Source organism: Acrocarpospora pleiomorpha (genome assembly GCF_009687885.1).
In the GTDB taxonomy this organism is placed as follows: domain Bacteria; phylum Actinomycetota; class Actinomycetes; order Streptosporangiales; family Streptosporangiaceae; genus Acrocarpospora; species Acrocarpospora pleiomorpha.
In genome coordinates this window covers 275,150-287,928 of record NZ_BLAF01000005.1, presented here as the reverse complement: position 1 = coordinate 287,928, position 12,779 = coordinate 275,150, and the positions used below count along the sequence as shown (strand labels likewise).

11 protein-coding genes are annotated in these 12,779 nt (G+C 68.7%); 1 reads left to right on the top strand and 10 read right to left on the bottom strand.

All coding sequences use genetic code 11. The features are described 5' to 3' along the window. Positions 1-131 precede the first annotated feature (131 nt). The gene (locus Aple_RS04205; protein ID WP_155343098.1) at positions 132-800 is read left to right on the top strand and encodes an O-methyltransferase; all 669 of its coding nucleotides are present in this window, start codon (positions 132-134) and stop codon (positions 798-800) included. Here Aple_RS04205 and Aple_RS04200 read toward each other — a convergent pair. From Aple_RS04200 to Aple_RS04155, 10 genes are all read right to left on the bottom strand, one after another. Further along, on the bottom strand, positions 797-1,891 hold the full coding sequence (locus Aple_RS04200) for an HAD-IIIC family phosphatase (protein WP_155343097.1): 1,095 nt from the start codon (positions 1,889-1,891) through the stop codon (positions 797-799). The genes Aple_RS04205 and Aple_RS04200 overlap by 4 nt on opposite strands. A gap of 19 nt (positions 1,892-1,910) precedes the next feature. Continuing rightward, positions 1,911-3,020 (bottom strand): acyl-CoA dehydrogenase family protein, encoded by a 1,110-nt coding sequence (locus tag Aple_RS04195; RefSeq protein WP_155343096.1) that lies wholly within the window; start codon positions 3,018-3,020, stop codon positions 1,911-1,913. Then, complete coding sequence (locus tag Aple_RS04190; RefSeq protein WP_155343095.1) at positions 3,013-3,282, bottom strand: acyl carrier protein; 270 nt, start codon at positions 3,280-3,282, stop codon at positions 3,013-3,015. Before Aple_RS04190 ends, Aple_RS04195 begins: the two co-directional genes overlap by 8 nt. Beyond that, on the bottom strand, positions 3,279-4,139 hold the full coding sequence (locus Aple_RS04185) for a 3-hydroxyacyl-CoA dehydrogenase family protein (protein WP_155343094.1): 861 nt from the start codon (positions 4,137-4,139) through the stop codon (positions 3,279-3,281). Before Aple_RS04185 ends, Aple_RS04190 begins: the two co-directional genes overlap by 4 nt. A gap of 27 nt (positions 4,140-4,166) precedes the next feature. Next, complete coding sequence (locus tag Aple_RS04180; protein WP_155343093.1) at positions 4,167-5,195, bottom strand: GDP-mannose 4,6-dehydratase; 1,029 nt, start codon at positions 5,193-5,195, stop codon at positions 4,167-4,169. A gap of 41 nt (positions 5,196-5,236) precedes the next feature. After that, positions 5,237-5,743 (bottom strand): cold-shock protein, encoded by a 507-nt coding sequence (locus Aple_RS04175; protein ID WP_155343092.1) that lies wholly within the window; start codon positions 5,741-5,743, stop codon positions 5,237-5,239. A 149-nt stretch (positions 5,744-5,892) separates the two neighbouring features. Then, on the bottom strand, positions 5,893-6,096 hold the full coding sequence (locus tag Aple_RS04170; protein ID WP_218038103.1) for a DUF5988 family protein: 204 nt from the start codon (positions 6,094-6,096) through the stop codon (positions 5,893-5,895). Between the two features lie 189 nt (positions 6,097-6,285). Then, complete coding sequence (locus Aple_RS04165; RefSeq protein WP_155343090.1) at positions 6,286-6,978, bottom strand: helix-turn-helix transcriptional regulator; 693 nt, start codon at positions 6,976-6,978, stop codon at positions 6,286-6,288. A gap of 320 nt (positions 6,979-7,298) precedes the next feature. Then, positions 7,299-10,121, bottom strand: coding sequence for an ATP-binding protein (locus Aple_RS04160; protein WP_155343089.1), 2,823 nt, complete (start codon positions 10,119-10,121; stop codon positions 7,299-7,301). After that, a complete protein-coding gene (locus tag Aple_RS04155) occupies positions 10,114-12,723 on the bottom strand; it encodes an AAA family ATPase (RefSeq protein ID WP_155343088.1) in 2,610 nt (869 codons plus the stop codon). Before Aple_RS04155 ends, Aple_RS04160 begins: the two co-directional genes overlap by 8 nt. Positions 12,724-12,779 lie beyond the last annotated feature (56 nt).

The window sequence follows — 12,779 nt, the reverse complement described above, 5'->3', positions numbered from 1 at the left end:
TTCAGCTCAACCCTTTTTAGACGGCCGGATCGCGGAGCCCAGTCTCAAACCCGGGCTCCCTGAAAATCACTAGAACCGCGCGGCCGTCGAATCTGGGGAAAAGACCAGCGCGCGGACCATACGCTCGCGCAATGGCCGGTCAGCTCCACATCACATCAGTCCTGTCCGACTACGTTCGTGCGGTGTCGTTACGGGAGGACGAGATCCTCCGCTCCCTGCGCGAAGAGACCGCCGCCCTGCCCATGGGAGGGGCGATGCAGGTCATGGCCGAGGAGGGGCAACTCCTGGCGCTGCTGGTCCGCCTCACCTCCGCACGCACCGTCCTGGAGGTGGGCACCTACACCGGCTACAGCACGCTCTGCCTGGCTCGCGCGCTCGCCCCCGGAGGCCGCGTCATCACCTGCGACATCACCGACCGGTGGCCCAATATCGGAGTGCCTTACTGGCGCAGGTCCGGAGTGCTCGACCGGATCGACTCGCGGATCGGCGACGCGTCGGACACCCTCGCCACCCTGCTGTGCGAGGAAGGGCCGGGCTCCGTCGACTTCGTGTTCATCGACGCCGACAAGCCCGGCTACCCGAAGTACTACGAGGCCGCTCTCGCGTTGGTCAGGGAGAACGGCCTGATCGTGGTGGACAACACGCTGTTCCTCGGCAGGGTCGCCGACTCGGCGGCGCAGGACGCGGACACCGAGGCGATTCGCGCGTTCAACGCCATGCTGCTGGAGGATCTCCGGGTGGACGTCTCGCTGCTGCCGGTGGCGGACGGCATCACTTTGGTACGTAAGAAAGAGCTCTAAGGGAGGACATCGGAGAACCGGTTCTCAGGCACTGCCGTGAGATCGGGTGCGATGAGGCGCATCGTGGTGGGCGGGGCCTGCGGCGCGGGGACGAGGTGCAACCGTTGCAGGCCGCTGACCTCGCCGGCGGGCAGGCTCGCGAGACACGGGCAGGTCTCGTCGGCGAACCCGCTGAACCGGTAGGCGATCTCCATCATCCGGTTGCGCTCGGTCCTGCGGAAGTCGGCCACCAGGTGCGCGCCGGCCCGCGCGGCCTGATCGGTCAGCCAGCGCAGGATCACCGAACCCGCGCCGAAGGACACGACCCGGCAGGAGGTGGCGAGCAGCTTCAGGTGCCACACGTCGGCTCCCGTCTCCACCAGCACCACCCCGACGGCGCCGTGCGGCCCGAACCGGTCGCTCATCGAGGTGACCAGGACCTGGTGCCCGTGGTCGTCGAGGACCAGCCCGGCCAGCGCCTCCCGCGAATAGTGCACGCCGGTCGCGTTCATCTGGCTGGTACGCAGGGTCAACTCCTCGACCCGGGCGAGGTGATCCACGGTCGCGTGCTCGATGCGCATCTCCAGGCCGAGGGAGCGGATGAACTCCTCGTCCGGACCGGTGAAGTCCGACTTCGCGGCCTCCCGCCGGAAACCGGCCTGGTACATCTCTCGGCGGCGCCGGGCGTCCTGGGTCACCACCTTCGGGCTGAACTCCGGCAGCGCGGCCAGCCCGGCGACCTCATCGGCGGAGTAGCACCGCACGTCGGGCAGGTGGAACGCCACCTCGGCGCGCTCGGCGGCCTGATCGTCCACGAACGCCATCGCCCCGTGGGCGAACCGCAGTTCCTCGGCGATGCTCCGGATCGAGCCGGACTTGGGCGACCAGCCGATGTGCGGCAGCACGAAGTACTCCGCGACGCCCAACTCCTCGAGCTTCGCCCAGGCGTGGTCGTGGTCGTTCTTGCTCGCGACGGACTGCAGGACGCCGCGGGAATCCAGGACCTGGATGAGCTCGCGTACGCCGGGGTGAAGGCGTACCTCGCCGTCCTCCAGCAACGTGCCCTGCCACAGCGTGTTGTCCAGATCCCATACCAGGCATTTCACTGTCACGTGTTACTCCTCGTCTCCTTCAGCTCGCCTGGGCGACAGCGTGCTGGGCGAGAATGATCTGGCAGATCTCGGTGCTGCCCTCGATGAGCTCCATGAGCTTGGCGTCCCGGTAGGCCCGCGCCACGACGTGGCCGTCCTGCGCTCCCGCTGACGCCAGCACCTGCACGGCCGTCGCCGCACCGCGTGCGGCCTCGGTCGAGCTAACGTACTTGGCCAGGACCGTGGCGATCACCATTTCCGGCGATCTCGCGTCCCAGCACCGGCTCGCGTGCTCGCAGACCCGCGTCGCCACCTGTTCGGCCACCACCAGCTCGGCCAGGTGCCGGGCCACGAGCTGGTGCTCGGCCAGCGGCCGGCCGAACTGCCGGCGCCCGCCCGCGTGCGCGCCCGCGGCCGAAAGGCACGCACGCAGGATCCCGACACAACCCCAGGCGACCGAGATCCTGCCGTACGCCAAAGCCGTGGTGACCAGCAGCTGGAGCGACTGCCCGCCGCCGCCGAGCACGGCGGTCGCGGGCAGCCGTACGGCGTCGAGGACGACGTCGGCGTGCCCGGCGGCTCGGCAGCCGCTCGGGTTGGGCACCGGCCGGATGGTGACCCCCGGTGCGCCGGCGGGCACGAGAACGACGCCACCGCCGTCCCCGTACCGTCCGAAGACGGCGATCAAGTCGGCGTAGCGGGCCGCCGTGGTCCACGACTTGCGTCCCTCGACCACCACCGTGTCGCCGTCGGAGCGTATCTCGGTCGCCATCGCCGTCACGTCGCTGCCGGCGTCGGGCTCGCTGAACGCGACCGCGGCCAGCTCGCCGCCGGTCAGCCTGGGCAGGTACTCCCGCCGCTGGCGGGCATCGCCGAGCCGCTGGATCGTCCACGCCGCCATTCCCTGTGACGTCATCACGCTGCGCAGGGACCCGCAGAGACTTCCCACCTGGGCGGTGAAGTCGCCGTTGTCCAGGCTTCCCGCGCCGATGCCGCCGTGTTCGACCGGCATCTCGGCGCAGAGCAGACCCGCCTTGCCAAGGGTTCTGAGCGTCTCCACGGGGAGGACGCCGGCCAGGTCCCAGGCCGCGGCCTGGTCGCCGACCAGCCGCGCGACCCGTTCCCCGGCATCGGCGCGCCAGTCAGTCATGGTCCGTCACCGGCGCGTCACGCAGCCGGCACACCAGCGACGTCATCCGCTCGACGGTGCGGAAGTTGTCGAGCTTCAGGTCCCCCCCGACGATGGCGATGCCGAACTCCTGCTCCAGGTGGACGACCAGTTCCATGGCGAACATGGAGTTGACGAGTCCGGACGCGAACAGATCCTTGTCGACGACGATGTTGGTTTTGATCCGATCTTCGAGGAACTCCCGGATCCGCCGCTGAACCGTCTCTTCTGATCCCGTGTTCACGACAGCACCTTCTCGTAATCGTAGAAACCCTTGCCGGACTTGCGTCCGAGGTGTCCTGCGGCCACCTTCTGCCGCAGCAGTTCGCAGGGCTGGAAACTCGCTTCGCCCGTGCGCTCCCACAGGGTCGACAGCGCGTCGACCAGGTTGTCCAGTCCGATGAGGTCGGCCGTGCGCAGGGGCCCGGTGGGATGCCCGAGGCAGCCCCGCATGAGGTCGTCCACCGACTCGGCGGTGGCCACGCCGGCCCCGACTATCCGGGCCGCCTCATTGATCATGGGGTGGAGCAGCCTGCTCGTGACGAACCCCGGGGCGTCCCGGACGACGATCCCGCGGCGTCCCATCCGCGCCAGCAACCCGGTGACCGCGGCCATGGTCTCGTCGCTGGTCCGCGCGCTCCTGATCACCTCCACCATCGTGATCAGGTAGGCCGGATTCATGAAATGGATGCCGAGCAGTTCGTCCGGGCGGCTGACGAACCTCCCCAGCTCCCCGATCGGGATGCCCGAGGTGTTGGAGACGATCGGGGTGCCGGCGGCGACCAGGCTCGACACCTCTTCCAGCACCTTCGTCTTGATCTCAGCGTCCTCGGTGACCGCCTCGACGACCGCGGTGGCGCCGGCGACGGCCGCGAGTTCCGCGGCCGTCGTCAGACCGGCCGGGTCCCGCGCCGGCACCGCGCCCATCAGCCGCGCATGCCGGAGCTGGGCGTCGACCCGACGCCGGGCGGTGGCGAGCCTGTCCTCCGCCACGTCGACGAGCACCACCGGTATGCCGTGGCCGATCGCCAGGGTGGCGATCCCGGTGCCCATCACGCCGGCGCCCAGCACTCCCAGCCGGGCGCCTGCCACTTCACTCATCGCTCATCCCTGGTCCCAATGATGTGCTCACCAGCTCGATGCGAGGATGAGGTCTCCCAGCTCCCGCTCGCGCGAGACGTTCAGGAGATCGGACTCCACCATCATGTGGATGAGCTGCTCGAAGCTGACGGTCGGCTCCCAGCCCAGCTCGTCTCTGGCCCGGCCGGGGTCGGCGCAGAGGGTCTCCACCTCGGCGGGACGTACGAGCCCCGGGTCGATGACGACGTGGTCCCGCCAGTTCAGCCCGACGTACTCGAAGGCCATCCGTACGGCGTCGTAGACCGAGTGCGTGCGACCGGTGCCCACGACGTAGTCGGTGGGCTCGTCCTGCTGCAGCATGAGATGCATCGCGCGGACATAGTCACCGGCGAACCCCCAGTCACGGACCGCGTCGAGGTTGCCGAGATACAGCTTGTCCTGCCGGCCGAGTTTGATCTGGGCGACGGCCAGCGAAATCTTCCGCGTCACGAATTCCGCGCCCCGGCGGGGCGACTCGTGGTTGAACAGAATGCCGGAGACGCCGTACATGTTGAACGACTCACGATAGTTCCGGGTGATGAAATGGCCGTAGGTCTTCGCCACCCCATAGGGGCTGCGCGGGTGGAAGTTCGTCATCTCGTGTTGCGGACTCTCCACCACCTTGCCGAACATCTCCGAAGACGACGCCTGGTAGAAGCGGATCTGACCGGTGCTGCTGCGGGACTTGTCCAGCCCGCACACCAGGCGGATCGCCTCCAGCGTCCGGAGCACGCCCATGCCGTTGACGTCGGTGGTCAACTCGGCCTGCTGCCACGACATCGGGACAAAGGAGATGGCCGCGAGGTTGTACACCTCGTCGGGCTGCACCAGGTCCACCGCCGCGACCAGGCTGCCCTGGTCCAGCAGGTCGCCGTTGACGAACGACACGTCGCTGACAAGGCGGCTGATGCGGGACTTGCGGGGATTGGCCTGCCCTCTGATCAGTCCCCAGACCTGATATCCCAGGGACAGCAGATGCTCAGCCAGATAGGAGCCGTCTTGACCGGTGATACCGGTGATCAGCGCGCGCCTGGACATACACTTTCCTTTCGCCCGGAGCCGGCGGGAAGCCGTGACGGCTATCCATCGACCCAGCTGTGTGTCTGCGCGAGTCCGACGAGGCATTCGCGGACGCCCAGAATCTGCTGCGCGGTCATCGTCGGCACGGCCGCGAGCACGGCTTCCGTGATTTCCCGCGTGAATTCCTTGACGGACAGCACGTCGCAGAAACCGGTGTCGTTCGCGGGGGTGGAGACGGCCGGTCCTGGTGACACCATCGCCGCGATCGTCGCGGGTGTCGGTGCGGGCGGCGGCGTCGGCGTGAGTTTCGGTGTGAGGCTCGGCGGAGGGGGCGAGACCAGGGTGACCTTCGGTGCGCCGGATCGGTCGAGCACGCGGACGTGCGAGGCCTTCAGCCCTTTGCCACCGTTCTCGACCATGAATTCAACCTGCGCATCGACCGAGATAAGACGTTTGTCGCTGTCGAGGTCGTTGACATGCATGAAGACGTCTTCGCCGCCTCCGTCCGGGGCGATGAAGCCGAAGCCACGGAATTCGTCGAAGCTGATTACCTTGCCACTTGGCATGACCACACCTCACGAGAACCACGCTCCCCGAAATGAGGAGCCCTGCCAGGCGAACCACCCCGGGATCCGCTCGAAGTTCGGCCGTGAGTCGGACCGCCGACGACACGACACATAGGGTCCCGCTCGTTTCGGGAACCGACCGGCTACGCTTACTCGGCTATTTTGGTGCGTGCGGACCATTGGAACACCGGGAGATTCTCTCCGTCGATCTCCAGGAACTCACCGTTGTGCACGAAGTGCTCATACCCCGAGCCGAGGAGAATCTTCACCTTCTCGGAACCGTCGTCCGTCGGCCGAACGTGGCCGTATTTGAACTCCGGTCCACCGTCGAGCACGATTCTTGTACTGGTCACGATGACACCTCCCTAACAATGGCAGGCCTATGGAGAGAATGTGATCGGGATCGGCGCGTTTTCCATGGAAATCGGCCCGATCCATCCGGTCTGGTGCCGCCTGAATCGCCGCACCAGAGTACGATGAATGTCGCAGATAATTCAGATCAAGCCATCGGGTCAATGGCCTGTCACGTCGGCCGCATGGACCTATTTCACGAACTCGGGCAGCACCCGGGGCGGCCAGGAGCCGAGCCGGAAGATGCCCATGGAGTATGCCTTGGACACCAGGGCCGGGCGATTGCTGGCCTTCAGCTTTCGCAGCAGCGTCGTCACGTGGTATTCCACACCGCCGCGGCTGAGATAAAGCATCGACGCGAGCTGCACGGTCGACACTCCCGCCGCGACACCTTCGATGACGCGTGCTTCCATGTTGCTCAGCAACTTCTTCCGGCCGATCAGCAGGTCGTCTCGCTGCTCCCGGTCGGGCCGCACCAGCACCATGACGCTCTCGACATAGCCGGCGTCTCCGTGCAGCGCGAGGCCGGTCAGCTCACCCCCGAGCACGGTGTGGTCCGGCCGTACGGCGAGTACGCGCTCTTCGAACCGGGGGCGGTGGTGGTCCGTCAGGCGGGTGAACTGCTGTCCCATCTTGTCGCGGACGCTCGGATGCAGCAGCTCGCAGAACGCCCGTCCACGGATGTCCGCCAGGGAACGCCCGAACTGCCGGGTGAATTCGAGATTCGCCTCGATTACTCTGGTCGCGTGGTCGAGGCTCGCCACGCATATTCCCGGCTGGTCGAGGAATGAACGGTACTGACCTATACTGTCATTGACTTCTTGACCAACCGGCAGAAATACCGGTTCCTCATCAATGAGGGCGACTCCGACATCGATGCTCATCTGATGACCACTCTCCTCTGGTGACAGACGATGCTCTGTAGCTCGGAGCAACGATCGAATGATCTATTTGCATGATATTAACCCGCCCGAAACCAAGTCAACACAGATGCGGTACAAACGGTAAAAAACTGTGGTATGTAGGACGGTTGGTTCGGAGCTTGCGGTTCGGCCGCTCGGTCGTGTTCGGTACCGAACTCACCGAACTCCTGAAGCTCATGACGGTTCGCGGACGCGCCGCGGAAAAACGGCACCGGAGCAGGCCGGCAGACCATTCAAAATTGAACTACCGCAATCCAGATCGCGGAGGGCCGGCGACCGGCCTATTCGCCGATGTTCCGCGCGCTCAACTCTTCGATGAGCGCCGCCCGGCCATTCACCCCGAGCTTGCGATAGGTGCTCGTCAGACTTTTTTCGACGGCCCGGCGGGTTACGCCGAGAGAATCGGCGATCTGCTGGTTCGTCCAGCCTCGCAGCACGAAGGCGACGACCGTTTCCTCAGCCTTGGTCAGATCACCGCGTTCCGGCGCGCCCAGCCGCAGCGCCGGGCCGTTCAATTCCGAATCCTCGTCGCCCTCGGCCCATGAAACGCCCAGTTCCTGAGCGATCCGCCGGCCCTCCGAGATGAACTCATCCGCGCTGTCAGAACCTGTTTCGGCCAGCCTTCTGCCGAGGAGCGTGAGCGCCCGGGACAGCTCGATCCGATCCTCAGAACAGCGAAGCGTGTCGACGGCCCGGCGAAGGAGATCGACGCCCTCCCCACCCGGGGTGATCATGCCACGCAGCCGCAGCGCGCGGCCGCGGGCCGCGGGTGCGCCCCAGGCCCGTGCGAAGACATGCTCCTCGTCGGCCAGCTCGGCCGCGAGCTGCGTGCGCCCGAGCCGGTGACTCACCGCCGCGGCCCACACCCGCCAGGGGTACAGCGCCGTGTTCGTCCATCCGCAGCGCGACAACTGCTTGCCACTGTCGAGGAACCTGTCCAGCGCGGCAGGCAGATCACCGCGTACCGTGTCCAGCATCCCCCGCACCATGCGATGCGCGACGAGCACGCGGAGGTCGCCGGTCTCCGGACTTGTCTGGATCACTCGCTCGCCCAGTTCGACGTCCCGTGTTTCGAGCGCGACCATGGCGAGCGTCCAGACGGACAGCGTCGTGGCCTCCGGCCAGGCCGGGTCGGCGTTGTCGATCACGCTCAGCGCGGCGCTCTTCGCCTGGGCCGGCTGTCCTGACGCGCGAAGGACCGCGCTCCGCTCCGCGTTGACCAGCGCGGTGACTCCGTCGAGTGCCTGGCACTGAGCCTGGTCCCGCACCGCGTCCAGCCACTGGGCCACGGGTGCCGCCGCATCGGCGAGGACAAGGGCCGGGACCAGCAGGGAAAGGGCGGTGTAGGCGTGCCCGGCGCGCGGCGCCTCGCGCTCCAGGATTCGGGTGCCCAGGGCGGCGATCTCACCGGCCGTGACCTCGCCGGCCACGGCCGCCGCGTACGCGAGCACGGCCAGCAGTTCGCGCCCCGCACCGGTGGAGACCGGCACATCCGCGCCGAACCCGCGCAACCGGTCGGCCGCCACGCCGAGATGCGCGGGGTCCTGGAGATGGAGGTAGCGGGTACGGGCTTCCAGTCGCAGGGCGAGATCGCCCCGGGCGTACGCCGATCCGAGGTCGTGCAGCCGGCGCTCCGTGTCCTGAACGAGCGCGTCCAACGACGGGTTGACCGCTGCGAGCGCGGGCGGGATCCACAGTGCCGCCGCCGCGCGTTCCGTCGCGGAGGTGAGCATCGGCACGGCCTGCGCGATGTGCGTGACCGAGGACGCGAGGTCGAACCCCCGCTCGGCGGCGGCCAGGTCGACCAGGCGCCGGCCCCGAACCTCGCTGTCGGGCGGGCTGTGCAGCAGCGCGTGCCGGAGATAACGGACCGCCTCGCGCGCGCGGCCGCGTTCGAGCGCGGTACCGGCGGCCGCCCGCAGAGTGTCGATCTCCCACGGCTCGTACCCGGAGGTGACCAGCAGGAGCTGGTCGGCGACATGCTCGGCCGGGTGCCCGGCGTTGTGCAGCAGCGCCGCCGCCCGGCGGTGCATCAAGGTTCGCGTGTTGACGCTCATCGCCGATTCGATGCCGTGCCGCACGCTCTGGTGGACGAACCGCGGGGAGTCACCGGAGGCGAGCAGCCCGAGGCGCTCCAGGGTCTGCATCGCGGACTTGTAGTCGATGCTGTCCAGGCCGGCGAGTTCGCTGACGAGCTCTGGCTCGGCCAGGTCTCCGAACACCACCATCGCCTGCGCGAGATCCCGGACGATCGGGGGTTGGATGCTGAGGCAGAACATGCGCCGGTCGCGCAGGAGCGGCTGGCTCGCGGCGGGCAGCTCACCGGCCTGCGACGCGACCGGGTGGAAGCCCGCCGCGCGCAGCCCGCGAAACATCGCGGCCAGTAACGCGGGGTTCCCACCGGACACCTGGTGACAGGCCCGGGCGAAGTCGGGGTCGCACGGTTCCCCGAACTCCTCGCCGATCAGCTGGCGCACTCCCCCGGTGGACAGCGGCATCGGGTACAGCGTGCGAGCCGCCGAGGCGGCGATCTCTCTGAGCAGCATGTGGTCGGAGACCGCGCATTCCTCCGACCACGCTCCGGCGACCAGGACTCGGGCGCCGCCCAGACGCTTGGCGAGGTACGCCAGCCAGCGCAGGGACAGCGGGTCCGCCCACTGGAGGTCGTCGACCATGATCAGCAGGGCTTGGTCCTTGCTCAGATTGACGAGGAGCGAGTTCAGACCCTGCAGGATCGCCTCTTGCCCGAGCGACTGGTTGGAGCCGATGGACCACGACCCGCCGAAGAACATCTCCCGCACCATGCCCGCCCCGCCCCCGAAGCAGGCCGCCCAGAGGGCCTCCGGCGCTCCGGCCACGAGCGGTTCGAACAGCTGCTGGGCGATGCCGAAGGTGAAGTCCTGTTCGACCAGCGTGCCGCTGGCGCGAAGGACCCGCGCGTGCGGGGCGGCCGCGTCGGCGACGGAGCGCAGCAGGGCCGACTTGCCGGCACCGGGCGAACCGATGACCACCATCATGGATCCGTCGCCCGCCACGGCCTGGCGGAGCGCCTGTTCGGCGCGCGCCAGCTCCTTTCCGCGTTCCAGCAGCATGGAATCAGTCACCCACGTTCCGCGCCGCCGGGATCGGGGCCAGGCGCGATCCGAGCTCGTTGCGGCTGGTGACGGCGAGCTTGCGGTAGATCCCGGTCAGCCGCAGCTCCACGGTTCGCACGCTCACCGACAGGAGGCCCGCGATGGAGGCGTTGGAGCGGCCCGCGGCGGCAAGGACGGCGATTCGTTCCTCCTGAGCGGTCAGCGGGTGCGGCGGGATCTTCCTCGTGGCCTCCAGCAGGCTCAGCGCCCTCCGCAGCGTGCTGGGGGCGCCCCACTCCCGCGCCCGCTCAACGGCCTCCACCGCCAGCCGGCTGGCGGTCGCGCTGTTCCCGCAGGCGCTGTGCGCCGCGGCGGCCACCCCTCGCCAGGACAGCACCGCGGGATTCGTCCATCCCCTGGACAGCAGGACCCGCCCGCACTCGTTGATGTCGCGCAGCGCGGCCTCCGGATCGGCCAGTTCCATGTGGACGCTGGCCCGCGCGTACAGCAGCATCGCCCAGGCCGAGCCCTGGTCCGCCCCCGCCGGCAGCTCCTGGGCCAGCGCCTGCTTGGCCTCCTCCACCGCCTGGCCGGCCAGACGCAGGCGCACCTCCATCGAGATGAAGTACGGAACCACTCGCGGGTGCCACGAGGTGAGCGGCAGCTCCGCCCGTGCCGCCTCGAAGTCACCCACCGCCTGCCCGAGGTTGCCCCGCCGCATCTCGCACCGGCTGCGCAGGAGCAGCGCCAGCGCGGCGGGTGCCCGTGCGCCACAGCGTCGGGCGTCGGCCACGACCTCGTCAAGACCGATCACCGCCTCGGCCACCTCATCGGCCAGGAGCAGCGCCCCGGCGGCCTGAATCCTCGGGCCGAGCGGCTGGTCCTCGCCCTTGCGCCGGAAGGCCGTCCTGGCCAGTTCCCGCGCCCGGGACAGGTGCCTGCCGCGGGCGGCCAGCATCCAGGCCGCGACGCCCGCCGGCACGGGATCTCCCGACCGGCCAGCCGGGTCCGGGAACGACCGCACGGGCAGCACCGGGTCGGTCGTGCACTCGTTCTCCGCCAGCCAGCCGATGGCCGCCAGCGATCCGACGTCCGCCCCGACGCCCTCCCGCCGCGCGTAAGCCGTCGCGACGGCGCGGTAGGTGGCGGACGCGTCGCCCCTCGAGAGAAGCAGATCGGCCGCCTGCACGAGCACTGAGACCGGCACCTCGGGTCCGCTGTTCAGCAGCACCTGCTGTAATCGCCGGTCGCTCGTCGCGGGGCTGCGGCCCGCCTCCGTCATCGCGAGCTCGATGAGCAGCCGCTGCCGTTGCTCGCCCTCCACCGGCTCCCGCAGCGCGCGGCCGAGCAGGGCGGCGGCACCCTCGTGATCATCATCGAGACGGCGCCGCCTGGCCACCCGGCGCAGCAGGTTCACCACCCATCCGGCACCGACCGGCGGAGCATTGAGCAGCAACCGGGCCAGCCGGTCCTCCGGAATCACCGCCCGGTACCCGAGTTCGACCGAGCGCGTCGCCAGCGCCTGCCGCTCTCCGGCGTCCATCCCGGCCAGCGCCATGTCGGTGATGAGGGGGCTGGTCGGCCGCGGGTGCTCTCCGCCGGTCACCAGATCCAGTCGCAGGAGGAAGGACAGCGCCTGCTCAGGAGACATCGTCCGCGGTGCCGCCAGGGACGTGAGCAGGTCGAAACCGAGGCCCCCCTCACAGACCGCTATCACGCGGAGCAGCGCGAGGGCGTCTGCGGGCAGGCGGGAGAGTGAGCCCGCCACCCGATCGCCGGTCACCTCCGCGGCCCGCTCCAGCAGGACCTGGGCATGCCGTACGACAGGCGGCAGGGAGGCCAGCGCGAAATGGTCGAGTACGGCGAGCAGGACCGCCGGACTGCCCGCCGTGGCCTCGGTGGCGGCGGTCACGAATGCTCCGTCGACAGGCCCGGCGCACCGGGAGGCGATCACCTCCCGGACCCCGCGCTCGGACAGCGGCGGCACATGAACAACGTTGTGGGCCACCGGTCCGGGCTCGGTGGCGCCTTCGGCGAGTGTGCTGGCCTGAATCAGGAGTATCGGAACATAGCGCAGCCGTTGTGCCATGGCCGCCAGCCACGCCTTCGATTCCCCGTCGGCCCACTGAGCATCGTCCAGGGCGATCAGCAGCGGGTGCTTCCTGGCGAGCGCCGCGAACGCCCCGCACAGCGCCGGGATCAAGGTGGTGACCGCCTGCTCTTCCGCCCATAATCGCCGCGACGAGGCCAGATATCCGGCGCCGGCCAGCCCAGCGGTGATCTGCGAGACCACACCGAAGCGGAGATCGGCCTCAGCGGGCGAGCAGCGGGCCAGGACGGCCGGCAATCCGGCCTCCCTGGCGTGTGCGACAGCCGCCCTGAGCAGGGCGCTCCGTCCCGTGCCCGGCTCTCCGAGCACGGTCACCAGGCCAGACCGTCCGAGCTGGAGCTCGTCCACGTGCCTGCCCAGCTGATGTATCTGACCTTCCCGCTCGGCCAGGAACTCCGGTGCTTCGGAGAGCTCGGTTACGACCGCGTCAACCCCGCGAACGGGCAGAAGCGTTGTGCCCGTCGGCTCGAACGGCCCCGTTGTGACCCCGATTCCGACTGCATGTCCACTTCCGCTGGGCATTTCCGCACCTCAAATCGACGATGCATGCGCCTGAAGCTCAAGCACCCCAATCGCCT